The organism is Micromonospora craniellae (assembly GCF_014764405.1).
Lineage (GTDB): Bacteria > Actinomycetota > Actinomycetes > Mycobacteriales > Micromonosporaceae > Micromonospora > Micromonospora craniellae.
Map to the genome: position 1 here is coordinate 2376423 of NZ_CP061725.1, position 14050 is coordinate 2390472.

The window sequence follows — 14050 nt, forward strand, 5'->3', positions numbered from 1 at the left end:
GATCAGGTGAACACGGAGACGCCGGTGAGCTGTTGCCCGATCACCAACTGGTGGATCTCGGAGGTGCCCTCGTACGTCAGGACGCTCTCCAGGTTGTTGGCGGGTCACTCGATCGCTTCGGCGAGCACGAACACCCGGGCGTGGATCTGGTTGCGCTGTTGCAGGGCGGCGCGCAACGCGCGGTGCAGGCCGTCCTCCAGGAAGAGGCCGCCGTTCCACTGCACCACGTGCGGGAACAGGTCACCGTAGAAGGTGGAGTCCTCAGCGAGCAGCTTGTCCAGCGCCAGCTCCCGCTTGGTGGTGATGAGCTGGTCCAGTCGCAGCGGCCGGGGCGGGATCTCCGCCCACTGCTTGAGGGTCAGATTGTGTTCCGGGTAGGGACGCCCGTCCCGGACCGCTCTGAAGATCACGACGGCACGCTCCTCCCCCTGGTCGGGCCGAACCACGACGCCGGGCCGGGTCGCGGCGGGCGCTGCGGTACGCGGCGCCCGTGACCGTGCCAGCGTAGCCGCAGCACGCACCCCACGTTCTGCTCCTTGTTGCCAGTTTCGCCACCGGTCGTCCGGTTCTGTACCGGACGAACCTCCGGTTTCGGTCAGCTCCACTGCCCCCGACGGACGACCTCATCGACCGGCCGGCGCCCCCGACGCAGCGACGGTGACCGGTGGTCGGGGGCACGGTAACCGATCGTGAGCGCGCCGATCGGGTGGTACGCCTCGGGCACGCCGAACACCTCCCGGTAGGACGACAACCGCTGCGGCGGGATGCCGAAGAAACACGAACCGAGCCCCTCGTCCACCGCGGTCAGCATCATCAGCAACGCGGCGAACCCGGTGTCGACGTACCAGTACGGCACCGGCCACCGGTCCGTCGACCGGTCCGCCCAACCCTTGTCCGGCTCGGCGTACCGTTCGAGGTAGACGGAGCGGTTCGCGTGCGGCACCACGATCAGCGGGGCCCGCCGCATCCCGCTCAGCCAGCGTTGCGTACCGCCGCCCTCCGGGGTGCTGGCCGCCCAGAACCGCTCCCGGTCCGCCGGCTCCTCCAGCACCAGGAAGCCCCAGCCCTGCGAGAAGCCGGCCGACGGCGCGCGGACCGCGTGGTCCAGTACCCGCTCCACGATCTCCGGCGGGACCGGACGGTCCGGGTCGTAGTTGCGCACCATGCGGCGCCGCCGGACGACCTCTGCGAACTCCACGTCCTACCTCCTCGCCGGCTCAGTTGCCGGGCCGGATGCCCCAGTCGCCGCGCCAGGTGTCGCCCGGCGCCAGCGTGATCAGATCCCGGCCGGATCGGAAGGCATCCGGCGGGCAGGTCATCGGCTCCACCGCCACCGACCGGCGGAAGCGCTCACCGGTCAGTGTGTCACCGGTGTAGACCTGCCACCAGCCGAACTGGGCGTCGGCCCAGATCCGCAGGCCGTGCGACCGGTCCGGTGCGGTGAGCGTCACCGCGGAGCCGCCGTCGGCGTCCCGGATCACCTGCCCGAAGGCCAGGTCCAGCACCGCGTCGCCGATCCGGCGCGGCTCGGTGTAGTCGTACTCGGTGCCGGCGACCTTGGCCACGCCCACCGGCAGCAGCCGCCCGTCCAGCAGCAGCCGGGTCTCCCCCGGCACCCGCATCACGACGTCCTCCACCGCCACCCCGGGCAGCCGCAGGTACGGGTGCACGGAGAAGCCGAACGGCGCCGGCTCCACGCCGACGTTGGTGACCTCGTGCGCGGCCCGCAGCCCGGCGGCCCCCACGCTCCACCGGGTACGCAGCCGCAGCGGCCACGGGTAGCCCGGCTGCGCCGGCATGTCGAGCCCCACGACGACCTCGTCCGGACGCTGCTCGATCAGCTCCCAGCGGGCCCAGTTGACCAGGCCGTGGATGGCGTTGTGCCGCTCCGGCTCGGTCAGGTGGAGCTGGTACGACTGCTCGTCGAAGGGGTACACGCCGTCGCGGATGCGGTTCGGCCAGGGCGCCAGCACCTGCCCGGCCGAGCCGGGGCACAGCTCGTCGGTGGCGTACCCGTCGAGGTGCTCGACCCCGTCCTGCCGGTAGGTGCGGACCCCGCCGCCCACCTCGACGATGACCGCCTCGTGACCGGCGGCGGAAATGGCCCATTGTGCCCCGGACAGGGGACAGGGCTCGCGGCTGCTCATGTCGCCAGACCCTAGCCCCCGGAACCGCTGTCCGCTCGCCGTGGTGGTTGATCTTCGGCGACTGCGGTGAACTGGAAGCCGAACATGGCGATGGCGTTGCCGAGCCACAGTCGCCGGTACGCGGTCGCCCGCAGTGGGCGCAGGTCGATGGCCCAGCGCCGCCATTCGCGGGGCCGTTGGGTGTCGGTCGAGGTCACGGAGCCAGTCGCTCCACGACCCAGTCGTCGGTGTCCCGGCGGAACCGCAGCCGGTCGTGCAACCGGCTGGCCCGGCCCTGCCAGAACTCGACCGAATCGGGCCGGACCCGCAGCCCGCCCCAGTGCGGCGGGGCGGGGATCGGGTCCACGTCGGCGAACCGCTCCGCCACCACCCGGTACGCCTCGTCCAGCGCCGCCCGGTCCGGCAGGACCGACGACTGGGCGCTCGCCCAGGCGCCCAGTCGGGAGCCGCGCGGTCGGCTGGCGAAGTACGCCTCGGTCTCCGCCCGGTCGACCCGTTCCAGCCGGCCGGCGACGATCACCTGCCGCTGCATCGGGAACCACGGGAAGACCAGGCTGGCGTACGGGTTCACGTCCGCCTCGACGCCCTTGCGGGAGTGGTAGTTGGTGAAGAACACGAAGCCCGCCGGGTCGTAGCCCTTGAGCAGCACCGTCCGCGCGCTCGGCCGACCCGAGGCGTCGGCGGTGCCGACCACCATGGCGTTGGGCTCGGGCAGCCCGGCGGCGACCGCGTCGGCGAACCACCTGTCGAACTGCGTGTGCCACTGCGCCGCCAGGTCGCCCTCGATCAGGCCGGAGTCTGCGGCGTACTCGTGACGCATCTCCGCGGGTGGCGGTGTGTCGCCCGTCACGTTTCCTCCCTCTGGATCGGGCCGCCCGCCCCCGCGACCAGCCCGTGAGGCCCAGTCTTACCCGAGGGCCCCGCGGCGGGTGCGGCCGGGGATGTCGTCAGCAGCACATCCGCAGTGGGTCGCATACCCGATCACCAGCAGGCAAGATGTCACGAACACACATCCGGAGAGGGTCGCCCAGGGCGCTCACCCGGCCGGGGCCGGGACACCGAGCCGGGCTGGCGCACCGACCACACACCAGGAGTAGTGAGATGGCGGATTTCAAGCCCGGACTTGAGGGCGTCGTAGCCTTCGAGACCGAGATCGCCGAACCGGACCGCGAGGGTGGCGCGCTGCGCTACCGCGGCGTCGACATCGAGGATCTGATTGGCCAGGTCTCCTTCGGCAACGTCTGGGCGCTGCTGGTCGACGGCCGGTTCGGCCCGGGCCTGCCGCCCGCCGAGCCGTTCCCGGTGCCGGTGCACTCCGGCGACATCCGGGTCGACGTGCAGTCCGCGGTGGCGATGCTCGCCCCGTACTGGGGCTTGCAGCAGATGCTGGACATCTCCGACGAGCAGGCGCGGGAGGACCTCGCCCGGGTATCGGTGACCGCACTGTCCTTCGTCGCCCAGTCCGCCCGTGGCCTCGGGCTGCCGGCGGTGCCGCAGAAGGAGATCGACAAGGCGGAGACGATCGTCGAGCGCTTCATGAAGCGGTGGCGCGGCGAGCCCGACCCGAGGCACGTCAAGGCCGTCGACGCGTACTTCATCTCCGCCGCCGAGCACGGCCTGAACGCCTCCACCTTCACCGCCCGGATCGTCGCCTCCACCGGCGCGGACGCCGCCGCCTGCATCTCGTCGGGCATCGGTGCGCTCTCCGGCCCGCTGCACGGCGGCGCCCCGTCGCGGGTGCTGAGCATGCTGGAGGCGGTCGAGCGCAGCGGCGACGCGGAGAGCTACGTCAAGGGTGTGCTCGACCGGGGTGAGCGACTGATGGGCTTCGGCCACCGCGTCTACCGGGCCGAGGACCCGCGTGCCCGGGTGCTGCGCCGCACCGCCAAGGAGCTGGGTGCGCCGCGCTTCGAGGTCGCCGAGGCGCTGGAGCGGGCCGCGCTGGCAGAGTTGCAGGCCCGCCGACCGGACCGGGTGCTCGCCACCAACGTCGAGTTCTGGTCCGCCGTGGTGCTCGACTTCGCCGAGGTGCCGGCGCACATGTTCACCTCGATGTTCACCTGCGCCCGGATGGGTGGGTGGAGCGCGCACATCCTGGAGCAGAAGCGGCTCCAGCGGCTGGTCCGCCCCTCCGCCCGGTACGTGGGCCACGGCCCGCGCAAGCCGCACGAGGTGGAGGGCTGGGACGCCGTCCCGCACGACGTCTGAGGTGTAAGGAAGGGACCCTTTTTACCGTCTCCGGTAGTACCGGGGTCCCTTCCTAACATCCAGACATCCAGGTCAGGTCGGGCGGCACGGTGCGGCGGCGAGGTATGTGGGCGACGCCACGGCCTGTGGCGGACGACTCACGGTTGGGGCTGGGACCAGCGCCCGGTCAGGCGTCCACGGGTGCAAGGATGAATTGGCCCCGACCCATGCGGAAGGATCTTTACGACCGTGGCTGACGCACCGACCATCCGGATTCCCGACGAGATCAAGCCCGCCGACGGCCGGTTCGGCTGCGGGCCGTCCAAGGTCCGTCCGGCGGCGGTCTCCGCGCTCGCCGAGGTGGCGACCAGCTACCTGGGCACCTCGCACCGGCAGAAGACCGTCCGCGACCAGGTGGCCCGGCTGCGCTCCGGCATCGCCGAGTTCTTCTCGCTGCCCGAGGGCTACGAGGTGGTCATCGGCAACGGCGGCACCACCGCGTTCTGGGAGGTCGCCACGTTCGGCCTGGTCCGTGACCGGGCCCAGTTCGCCAGTTTCGGCGAGTTCGGCGCCAAGTTCGCCAAGTCGGTCAAGGACGCGCCGTTCCTGGGCGAGCCGACGATCCGCAAGTCGGACGCGGGCAGCGCGCCGACCCTGACCGCCGAGGCCGGCGTGGACGTCTACGCCACCCCGCACAACGAGACCTCGACCGGTGTGGCGGTGCCGATCAGCCGGGTGGCCGGCGCCGACCCGGGTTCGCTGCTGCTGGTCGACGCGACCTCCGGCGCCGGCGGCCTGGAGGTCAACGTCGGCGAGACCGACGTCTACTACTTCGCCCCGCAGAAGTGCTTCGGCTCCGACGGCGGGCTCTGGCTGGCCCTGATGTCGCCGGCCGCGCTGGAGCGGGCCGCCGAGATCAAGGCGTCCGGCCGGTACATCCCGGCCTTCCTCGACCTGGTCACCGCGATCGACAACTCGCGGCTGGAGCAGACCTACAACACCCCGGCGCTGGCCACCATCTTCCTCGCCGCCGAGCAGACCGACTGGATGAACTCCCAGGGCGGGCTGGCCTGGGCGGCCAAGCGCACGGCCGAGAGCGCCGCGACCGTGTACGGCTGGGCCGAGCGCTCGGCCGTCGCCACGCCGTTCGTCACCGACCCGACGCTGCGCTCCAACGTGGTCGCCACCGTCGACTTCGCCGACGGGGTGGACGCCACCGCGATCGCCAAGGCGCTGCGGGCCAACGGCATCGTGGACACCGAGCCGTACCGGAAGCTGGGCCGCAACCAGCTCCGGGTGGCACTCTTCCCGGCCGTCGAGCCGGCCGACGTGGAGGCGCTGACCGTCTCGATCGACTACGTCGTCGAGCGACTCTGAGTAAGCTCGTGGTGACCCTGCGGGCCCGGTCGACCCACGGTCGCCGGGCCCGCGTCGTACTGCGACCAACGCCACTGCCCGCGCTTCGCTCGCGGTACTGACCCGCCGCACAGCGCTGGGCGGCGGGGAATTAGGCTGCTCAGCTCGACTTGCCCGGGCGTGGCGTCTCCCACCTGGGCCCGGATGGGCGTACCGTGGAGCGCAACGCCCCGGGTGGCCGGCTCGTGGCGTACGGCCAGCGAAGCGGGACGGAGGCAACGCGATGCGCCCAGTACGCTTCGTCGCCCTCTCCGAGGACGGCCAGGCCCTGGTGCTCGCCGACGAGGTCGGGCGTCTGCTCGCCCTGCCCATCGACGAGCGTATCGCCGGAGCGATGCACGCCGAGCCGGGCGCACCGACGCTCGCGGTGGCGCCGTCCACCGCCGACCCGGTGCCGTCCCTGTCCCCTCGGGACATCCAGGCCCGGATCCGTTCCGGCGAGTCCGCCGAGGACGTGGCCCGGATCGCCGGTGTTCCGGTCGACCGGGTGCTCCGCTACGCCGGGCCGGTGCTCCAGGAGCGGGCCATGCTCGCCCAGCACGCCCGCCGCACCCGACTCAAGGGGGCCGAGAAGCCCACGCCCCTCGCCGAAGTGGTCAACGGCCGGCTCGCCCAGCACGGGATCGACACCGAGAAGATCTCCTGGGACGCGTGGCGCCGCGACGACGGCACCTGGCGGATCGTCGCCACCTGGCCGTCCGGCAAGGCCACCGCCCAGGCGGTCTGGGATCTGGACAAGACCCGCCAGTCGGTGGCCCCGCACGACGACATGGCGCAATACCTGTGCGCCGAGCGGCCCGCGCCGCTCCTCGGCCAGGAGCCGGCACCGGAGCGGGGCGGGCACGCCCTGCCCGGTCCGTCACGCGGTGAGCCGAGCCGGGGCGGGCACGGGCTGCCCGCGCCGACCGATCCGAACCGGTCGGGCCGGGATCCGATCCGGGCCGGTCGGGACGCGCTGCTCGCCTCCCTCGACCGTCCGCTCGGCCCCACCTCGGGTCGTGGTCTCGAGCCCCGCTCGCCGGCCGCGCTGGCCGGTGGCCAGGACACGCCCCGCCGCGCCGTCGGCGGCGGCGCAGCCGCCCTGCTCGGCGGCGGTCAGGGTTCCGCTTTCGACGACGACGCCGACGCGCCCAAGGAGATCCCGGCCGTGCCGTCGCTGGCGGTGCTGCGACCGCGTCGCACGGGTGCCCCGGCCGCCACGACCAACGAGTCGACCGAGGCCGGCGCCAAGCCGCGTAAGCGCCTGCCGAGCTGGGACGACGTCCTGTTCGGAAGCGGCCCTGCGGCCCGCGAGTCCTCCTGATCGGGCACCGGCCACACGCCGGTGCCCGGCTAGGACAGCGGCCACGCCGCGAGGCGGTGGTGGGCCAGATGACGTCCCAGTTCCTGTGGGTGAGGACGAGTTCCTCGGCCAGCCGCCCCGCCACCCGGTCGGTGAGGCGTGCCACACCACCGCCGCACCGGCACCACAGGCTCAGACCTCGGTGACATAGAAGCGCGGCATCGGCAGCACCCGGAACCGCAGCCGGGCACCGTCGCGGCGGAGCTGCCAGGCCAGCGCGAGCAGAGCGGTGGCCAGCGAGATCAGGCCGCCGGCCCAGATGCTGACCCCGGCGCCGAAGGTCTCCGCGACCCAGCCGATCAGGGGCGCACCGACCGGGTTGGTGCCCAGGAACACCAGCACCCACAGCGCCATGACCCTCCCCCGGAACGCCGCGTCGGTGCCGAGTTGGACCCGCTGGTTGGCCGCCTGGGCGAAATAGACCATGAAGAAGCCGGTCGGCAACAGCAACACCACGACCATCCAGTACGTCGGCGCGAGGCCGACGAGCGTGCCGAAGACGGCACAGGCGATCGCGGCGCCCAGCACCAACCAGACCGAGGGACGGCTGCGCCGCCCGGTACCGGCCAACGCGCCCACCAGCGCACCCACCGCCAGCGTGGTGCTGAACAGGCCGAACGAGGCCGCCCCGGTCTCGAACACGGTCTTGGCCAGCGCCGCGAGGGTGAGCTGGAAGTTGAACAACGACATGCCGATCACCGACATCACGACCATCGGCAGCACCAGGTCGGCGCGCCGGCTGACGTAACGCAACCCGTCCAGCACGGTCGCCGCGGCCCGCTCGTTGCGCGGCGGCAGCGGCTCCCGGTGCAGCTCGGCGGTACGCATCTGGATCACCGTGACCAGCGGGCCGATCGAGCTGAGCGCGGTGAACAGGAAGACCGGCCCGACGCCGAAGAGGGCGATGGCGACACCGGCGACGGCGGGGCCGATGATCCGGGCCGAGTTGAACACGGCCGCGTTGAGCGAGAGCGCGTTGGGCAGCAACGGGGTGCCGACCATCTCGGAGACGAACGCCTGGCGTACCGGGGTCTCCACCGCGTTGGCCACACCCAGCAGGGCGGCGAAGACGAAGACGTGCCAGAGCTGAACCAGACCGGTGAGCACCAGCAGGGCCATCGCCAGCGACAACACGGTCCAGAAGGCGTTGGCGACGAAGAGGAGCATCCGCTTGTCGTACCGGTCGGCCAACCGCCCGGAGATCAGCGTGAGCAGGAGTACCGGGGTGAACTGGAGGGCGACGACCACGCCGAGCGCGGTGGCCGAATCGCCGGATAGCTCGAGAACCAGCCAGTCCTGGGCGATGAACATCATCCAGACACCGATCAGTTTGACCAGTTGCCCAGACGCGAATAGCCGGTAGTTGCGGACCTGTAGGGACTGGAACATCATGCTGAGCCTCGCCTGCACGCTTGGTGCGCCTCCTCGCGTCGTACGCGTCATCAACGACGGACGTCACGGCACGGCGCACACCCGGTGTGCGGTGTCAGGCGCGGGAGACTCGCTGCAGAATCTCCGCGGCGTGGTGCAGGGCCTCCCGGTCGGCATCGCTCAGCTCGGCCAGCCGGTGGGCCAGCCATTCGTCCCGTACCCGCTCGAACTGGTCGAGCACGGCCCGGCCTCCCTCGGTCGTCGCGAGGATGACCTGCCGGCCGTCGGTCGGGTGGGGCGTGCGCTGCACGAGGCCGCGCTCCTCCAGCTTCGCGACGATCTTGGTCATCGTCGGTGGCTGCACCCGTTCGACGTCGGCGAGTTCCCGCGGCGTGAGCGCGCCCGCCAGCTTGAGGCTGGTGAGCGCGGACAACTGGGTGACCGTCAGGTCACCGACCGGCCGGGCCTGGCGGACCCGCCGGTTGAGCCGGGTGATCGCATCCCGCAGCTGATGGGCCAGCTGCGCCGGTGGCATGCTGTGAGCCGTCACCGTCCGCTCCGTCACGTTAGTTAGCCTAGCTAATGAGACCCGGAGCCGGCAGCGAATATGACCACGCTCACCCGGGTGATCACCGGCCCCGAGCCGGCGTCAGAACAGCGGAAGTCATGACCACGTACGCGATGAGCCCGGCACCATCGTCGCAGAACCCGAGGCGGCGGAAAAGCGTCACGTACCCTGGCCAGGTGCCGAAGCAGCAGCCCCGCCCCGAGCCGCTCGACCCGCCGATGGTGCCGTTCGCGCTGGCCGGGATGGCGGCCTGGGCAGTCGCCGGGCTGGTGCTGCTGCTGTTCCGCGACCGGCTGGTCGACAGCGGTCACGAGAACTGGCTCTGGATCTGCCTGGCCGGTTTTTTGTGGGGCTTCCCCGGTCTCGCGGTGATGATGCGCCACGACACCCACCGACGGCGACGACGCGCCGCCGGCTGAGCGACCCGCCAGCGTGTCGCCGAGGCGGTCCGCCTCCGGTCAGTCAGGAATGGCCGTAGGGCTCCGCCGACTCGCCGGGCTCCACGGACCCGGGCGCACGGCTAACCGGCATCGGCTCCACCGCGCTGTCGTCGTAGACGGTGGGCATCTCGTCCACCGCCGTCTCGGCGTCGACCAGGGTCTCCGAGTGCGCGCCGCACCCGTGGTCGGCGCTGACCGCCCGACCGTCGTCGGGCGCGTAGAAGTTGCCGCACACACCGAAACACTGCCGCAGGTTACCGGCGAGGGGCAGGTAGAAGCCGCAGGTGCCACAGCGGGCAGCGGCGGGCGCAGCGGTCGAGATGGGCGCCGACGGGCCGTGGTCGCCGTCGTACCAGCGCTGCGCCGCCTCGGCCCGGCCCTCCCGCGACAGCACCCGGGGCCGACCGAGCCCCAACTCCCACGCGGTCTCCTCGACCGCCGGGTCGTCGGAGAGCAGGTATCCGGGCTGGAGCCGCTCGTCGTCCGGCGGCGTCGGCAGCAGGTCACCGGGGCCCAGATCGCCCGGCTTGAGCCGCTCCTGCCAGGGCAGCCAACCGGGCGCGAGTAGCGCGTCCGGACCGGGCAGCAGCACCGTCTCACAGATCGTCACGGTCCGGCTGCGCGGCACCCGGGCGACCGTGACCGCCCACCGCCAACCGCGGTATCCGGCCTGGCGGCACTCGAAGTAGTGGGTGACGAGTCGGTCACCCTCGGCCACGACTTGCAGGTGGTCGCCGACGTCGTCGGGATCCACCTCGGTGATGCCGGCGCGGGCCACCTCGACGGCGGCGGCGCAGACCTGGTCGAGACGAGCGGCGCGGGCGGAGGTGGGCCTGGTCACCCAACCATTGTCACCCATGCGCGGGGTTGGCTGTGAGGCACTCCCCAGAGGTGTTCTGTGGCGGTGGCGCGCCAAGTGCCGGGTGGATGGTTCAGGATGGGTGCCATGCCGCTGTCCTCCCGCCCCGAGAGGTCCCTCCTGGGGCGGACCGTCGGCACCGGAATCCGGGCCGTCCGGCTGCTGCTGCGCGGCTCGGTCAGCAGCGGACGCTGGGTGACCCGCAGTGCCGCCCGGGCCCGGTCCCGGGGGGCCGGCGGCGAGACCGGCATGGTCCGCATGTTCGATCTGCACGCCGTCTCCTGCGCCGGAGACACGCTGATCGCCATCGGTCTGGCCGGGACGATCTTCTTCAACGTGCCGCTCGGCGAGGCCCGCAGCAAGGTCGCGCTCTACCTGCTGGTGACCATGGTGCCGTTCGCCATGCTCGCCCCGGTGGTCGGCCCGCTGCTCGACCACTTCCGGCACGGCCGGCGGTACGCGTTGGCCACGACCATGCTGGGCCGAGCCTTCCTGGCCTGGCTGATCTCCGACTACATCCACGGATTCGGGCTGTACCCGGCGGCCTTCGGCGTACTCGCGCTCTCCCGGGCGTACGGCGTGGCGCGGTCCGCCGCCGTGCCCAGACTGCTGCCCGAAGGACTCGGGCTGTCCCAGGTCGGCGCACGCGCCAGCGTGTACGGCACGGTGGCCGGTGCCCTGGTCGCGCCGATCGGGCTGGCCGCGTTCTGGTTCGGGCCGCAGTGGCCGCTCCGGGTCGCCTCGGTCATCTTCCTGATCGGCATGGTGGTGGCGCTCCGACTACCGCCGAAGGCCGACTCCGAGCCACCGGAGCGGGTGCCCCGACCGTTCCGCGCGTTGTTGCGCCGTACCGGTGACCGACCACTCGGCCGGGGCCGACCCGCCGGGCGGTTGGTGATCTCCACCCTCGTCGGCGCGGCCACGTTACGCGCGGTCTACGGCTTCCTGCTGCTCTTCCTCGCCTTCACCATCAAGGCGGGCGACCTGACCACCGTGGTGTTCGGCCGCGACCTGGGCGACGAGGGGGCGCTCGGGGTGGTCGGCGGCGCCTTGGCCGTCGGCACGTTCCTGGCCACCGCGATCGGCACCCGACTGCGTATCCACCGGCCGGCCGCACTCCAGTCCAGCGGCATGATCATCCTGGCCGGGGTCGGCGTGCTCACCGTCCTGAACTTCTCCCTGCCGATGGTCGCCCTGCTCTGCGTGGTCGCGGCCATGATGAGCGGCATCGCCAAGCTGGCCGTGGACGCCTCGATCCAGGAACGCATCCCGGAACGGCTGCGGGCGAGTTCCTTCGCGCACTCCGAGACTGCCCTGATGCTCGCCTTCGTGGCCGGCGGCGGGCTGGGACTCGTACCCTTCGAGGGCTGGATCGGCATCGCGGTCGCCGCCGGTGTCGCCACGCTCGCCGCCGCGCGCGGCATGGAGATGGCCCGCAGGCTGCGGGCCGAGCGGTTGCGCGGCCGGCCGCTGACCGACGACGAGCTGGCCAGCGAGGAACGGGCCGCCGACGAACAGGCCGCCACCGAGCAGGCCGCCCGGGACAAGAAGGCCGCTGAACAGGCCGAAGCCGCCGAACAGGCGAGGGCCGCCGACGCCGCGCCAACCTCCCCGGCGCCCTACCAGGGCGGCACGGCCGACGAGCGCGACCTCGCACCGCCCGGCTTCCACATCTACCGTCCGTCGTCGGCCGTCACCGGCGGCGACGACGAGACCCGACGCAGTTCGCCGGGATCGATCCCGTGACCGGTCTGCTCGTGGTCACCGCGGTACCCGCTGAGGCGGAGGCGATCCAGGCCGGTCTCACCGACCCCACCGTGGCGGTGGTGCCGGTGGGCGTGGGCCCGGCCGTCGCAGGCGCGGCGGCCGCCCGTCTCCTCGCCCTCGCCGAGGGTGCCGGACGGCCGTACCGAGGGGTGGTCAGCGCCGGCGTGGCCGGCGGTTTCCGGGGCCGGGTACCGGTCGGCGGCACGGTGCTCGGCACCCGGGCCGTCGCCGCCGACCTCGGTGCCGAGTCGCCCGACGGCTTCATCCCCCTCGACGACCTCGGTATGCCGGCAGAACTGCTCGGCGGCGGCACCTCCATCGCCGTCGACCCGACCCTGCTGGCCACTCTGCGCGCCGCGCTACCGGACGCCACCGTCGGGCCGGTGCTGACCGTCAACACCGTGACCGGCACCGCCGCCAGCACCGAGGCGTTAAGCCGGCGTCACCCGGACGCCGTGGCCGAGGCCATGGAGGGGTACGGCGTGGCCGTCGCCGCCGCCCACGCCGGCGTGCCCTTCGCGGAGCTGCGGACCGTCTCCAACCCGATCGGCCCCCGCGACCGTGATGCCTGGCGGATGCGCGAGGCGCTCGTCGCCCTCACCGCCGCCGCCTCCGCCCTGCGTTAGCCGCCGGCCGCGCCCTGCGTTAGCCGCCACCGTTCTGCGCTGGTCCGCTGTTCCCGCCAGCCCCGCTGTTCCCGCCGGTCCCGGTGTTCCAGGCGGAACGACACGGGTCTGCTCGACTAGATGCGGAAGCCGCAGGCCGACAGGAAGCGCGCTCCACCGAACTCCGCAATGGCGCAGACCGCTGCCAGGCCGACCCCACGTGTCTCCTCGACGAGCCGGCCCACCAGTCGCCGTCCGATGCCCAACCGCTGCAGCCGGGGAGCAACCAGCACACCGTCCAACACCACCTCGCGCCGGTCACCCAACTCCTCGCCGTACAGCAGGTCGAGGCTGCGCTCATGGGCACGCAACTCGCCGACCGGATCCCCGTCCGACAGCTCGGCGACCAGACGCCAGCACGTCTCCGGCACGCCGTCGGTGACGCGACGGATCCGCACCTCGGTAAGCAACCGCTCACGCAGACGCCGCTCGTCCCGGTACCGCCGATTCAGGTCGAAGGTCACCTCGGGTACCCGTAACGGCCACCGCTCAGGCGGCAACGAGTACCAGTTCGCCCACCAGGCCCCCGGCCAGTCCTTGAGCGTGCGTACCCGGCGAGCGTCGAGATGGGCCGGATAGCGACGCCCCGCCGCGTCCCGCCAGGCGTCGTCGGAAGCCACGTCGCTCGGCTCTGCCGGGCCCGGGTCGTCCCCGGTGGCGAGGGTGCCGCCCGAAACGAGGCCCAGCGTGCCACCCGCCGCGCGGACGAGCCGCTGCACGGTCCGGAACCGCGGGTCGGCGCCTCGCCCCGACTCGATCCGCGCCACCGTCGACTGCGGCGCCCCGGACAGCGCAGCAAGCTCCCGCTGACTCAGGTCGGCTCGTCGACGCAACGCCCGCAGCATCGCTCCCACGTCAATCAGCCGTTCACCACCAGCACCATCGCTGTCCCCCGTGCCATCAATACCACCCATGCCGTCGCTGTCCCCCATGCCATCGATGCTGACCGAACCAGGCAGCCCGCTCAACCCGGCCGGCGAACCTGTGGACAACGCCTGTGGATAACTCCCAGGGCAGGCTCCCGTACCCGCTGGTGGCAGGTGCTCTGGCCCCGACGGGTCGAGCCTCCCGTACTCGTCCTGGCTGCCTTTCGAGCTGAACCGTTGGTGCTATCGCCCCCCACCCCGTCACCCCGCCCACCCCGCGACTCCGGACCCGGTCCACTGCCGTGACCCAGTCCACTGCCGTGACCCAGTCCACTGCCGTGACCCGATCCACTGCCGTGACCCGGTCCCCTGTCGTGACCCGGTCCATCTTCGTGGCCCGGTCCACTGTCGTGGCGAGGTCC

The 14050-nt window shown here is 72.2% G+C and carries 14 protein-coding genes and 1 pseudogene; 6 read left to right on the forward strand and 9 right to left on the reverse strand.

Going from position 1 to position 14050, the window contains the following annotated elements; all coding sequences use genetic code 11:
* Nucleotides 1–104 precede the first annotated feature (104 nt).
* From ID554_RS10520 to pdxH, 5 genes and pseudogenes are all read right to left on the reverse strand, one after another.
* Nucleotides 105–410 (reverse strand): type II toxin-antitoxin system VapB family antitoxin, encoded by a 306-nt coding sequence (locus tag ID554_RS10520; protein WP_117230307.1) that lies wholly within the window; start codon nucleotides 408–410, stop codon nucleotides 105–107.
* A gap of 185 nt (nucleotides 411–595) precedes the next feature.
* Entirely contained in the window at nucleotides 596–1198 is a 603-nt protein-coding gene (locus tag ID554_RS10525; protein ID WP_117230308.1) for a nitroreductase family protein, read from the reverse strand.
* Between the two features lie 19 nt (nucleotides 1199–1217).
* Nucleotides 1218–2147, reverse strand: a complete 930-nt coding sequence (locus ID554_RS10530) for an aldose 1-epimerase family protein (protein WP_117230309.1) — start codon at nucleotides 2145–2147, stop codon at nucleotides 1218–1220.
* A 56-nt stretch (nucleotides 2148–2203) separates the two neighbouring features.
* Nucleotides 2204–2344, reverse strand: a pseudogene (locus ID554_RS10535) (MFS transporter); the annotation flags it as partial.
* Nucleotides 2341–2967, reverse strand: a complete 627-nt coding sequence (gene pdxH, locus ID554_RS10540) for a pyridoxamine 5'-phosphate oxidase (RefSeq protein ID WP_117230338.1) — start codon at nucleotides 2965–2967, stop codon at nucleotides 2341–2343. The pseudogene ID554_RS10535 and the gene pdxH, both read right to left, overlap by 4 nt.
* A gap of 281 nt (nucleotides 2968–3248) precedes the next feature.
* On the opposite strand from pdxH, the gene ID554_RS10545 reads away from it, so the two are divergent.
* The 3 genes from ID554_RS10545 to sepH all read left to right on the forward strand — a co-directional run bounded on the left by ID554_RS10545 (nucleotide 3249) and on the right by sepH (nucleotide 7053).
* The gene (locus ID554_RS10545) at nucleotides 3249–4355 is read left to right on the forward strand and encodes a citrate synthase 2 (protein ID WP_117230310.1); all 1107 of its coding nucleotides are present in this window, start codon (nucleotides 3249–3251) and stop codon (nucleotides 4353–4355) included.
* Between the two features lie 228 nt (nucleotides 4356–4583).
* Nucleotides 4584–5711, forward strand: a complete 1128-nt coding sequence (gene serC / locus ID554_RS10550) for a phosphoserine transaminase (RefSeq protein WP_117230311.1) — start codon at nucleotides 4584–4586, stop codon at nucleotides 5709–5711.
* Nucleotides 5712–5973: 262 nt separating this feature from the next.
* On the forward strand, nucleotides 5974–7053 hold the full coding sequence (gene sepH, locus ID554_RS10555; RefSeq protein ID WP_117230312.1) for a septation protein SepH: 1080 nt from the start codon (nucleotides 5974–5976) through the stop codon (nucleotides 7051–7053).
* Nucleotides 7054–7224: 171 nt separating this feature from the next.
* Here sepH and ID554_RS10560 read toward each other — a convergent pair whose 3' ends face one another.
* Both ID554_RS10560 and ID554_RS10565 read right to left on the reverse strand, forming a co-directional pair.
* Nucleotides 7225–8502 (reverse strand): MFS transporter, encoded by a 1278-nt coding sequence (locus ID554_RS10560; protein WP_117230313.1) that lies wholly within the window; start codon nucleotides 8500–8502, stop codon nucleotides 7225–7227.
* 76 nt (nucleotides 8503–8578) lie between these two features.
* Nucleotides 8579–9028 carry a MarR family winged helix-turn-helix transcriptional regulator gene (locus tag ID554_RS10565; RefSeq protein WP_117230314.1) on the reverse strand — a complete coding sequence of 150 codons (450 nt, stop codon included), beginning with the start codon at nucleotides 9026–9028 and terminating at the stop codon, nucleotides 8579–8581.
* 179 nt (nucleotides 9029–9207) lie between these two features.
* Here ID554_RS10565 and ID554_RS10570 point away from each other — a divergent pair, with 179 nt between their 5' ends.
* On the forward strand, nucleotides 9208–9450 hold the full coding sequence (locus tag ID554_RS10570; protein WP_191088777.1) for a DUF2530 domain-containing protein: 243 nt from the start codon (nucleotides 9208–9210) through the stop codon (nucleotides 9448–9450).
* Nucleotides 9451–9493: 43 nt separating this feature from the next.
* On the opposite strand, the gene ID554_RS10575 is transcribed toward ID554_RS10570, so the two are convergent.
* Nucleotides 9494–10330, reverse strand: coding sequence for a DUF3027 domain-containing protein (locus ID554_RS10575; RefSeq protein ID WP_117230315.1), 837 nt, complete (start codon nucleotides 10328–10330; stop codon nucleotides 9494–9496).
* A gap of 87 nt (nucleotides 10331–10417) precedes the next feature.
* Here ID554_RS10575 and ID554_RS10580 point away from each other — a divergent pair, with 87 nt between their 5' ends.
* Entirely contained in the window at nucleotides 10418–12076 is a 1659-nt protein-coding gene (locus ID554_RS10580; RefSeq protein ID WP_117230316.1) for an MFS transporter, read from the forward strand.
* Nucleotides 12073–12723, forward strand: coding sequence for a futalosine hydrolase (locus tag ID554_RS10585; protein ID WP_117230317.1), 651 nt, complete (start codon nucleotides 12073–12075; stop codon nucleotides 12721–12723). Before ID554_RS10580 ends, ID554_RS10585 begins: the two co-directional genes overlap by 4 nt.
* Nucleotides 12724–12839: 116 nt before the next feature.
* On the opposite strand, the gene ID554_RS10590 is transcribed toward ID554_RS10585, so the two are convergent.
* Nucleotides 12840–13694 (reverse strand): GNAT family N-acetyltransferase, encoded by an 855-nt coding sequence (locus ID554_RS10590; protein WP_223884524.1) that lies wholly within the window; start codon nucleotides 13692–13694, stop codon nucleotides 12840–12842.
* Nucleotides 13695–14050 lie beyond the last annotated feature (356 nt).

Coding starts and splice junctions, on each gene's coding strand:
- ID554_RS10530 (WP_117230309.1), bottom strand. CDS start 2,147: ATGAGCAGCCGCGAGCCCTGTCCCCTGTCCGGGGCACAATGGGCCATT.
- pdxH (WP_117230338.1), bottom strand. CDS start 2,967: ATGCGTCACGAGTACGCCGCAGACTCCGGCCTGATCGAGGGCGACCTG.
- ID554_RS10545 (WP_117230310.1), top strand. CDS start 3,249: ATGGCGGATTTCAAGCCCGGACTTGAGGGCGTCGTAGCCTTCGAGACC.
- sepH (WP_117230312.1), top strand. CDS start 5,974: ATGCGCCCAGTACGCTTCGTCGCCCTCTCCGAGGACGGCCAGGCCCTG.
- ID554_RS10575 (WP_117230315.1), bottom strand. CDS start 10,330: ATGGGTGACAATGGTTGGGTGACCAGGCCCACCTCCGCCCGCGCCGCT.
- ID554_RS10580 (WP_117230316.1), top strand. CDS start 10,418: ATGCCGCTGTCCTCCCGCCCCGAGAGGTCCCTCCTGGGGCGGACCGTC.
- ID554_RS10590 (WP_223884524.1), bottom strand. CDS start 13,694: ATGGGGGACAGCGACGGCATGGGTGGTATTGATGGCACGGGGGACAGC.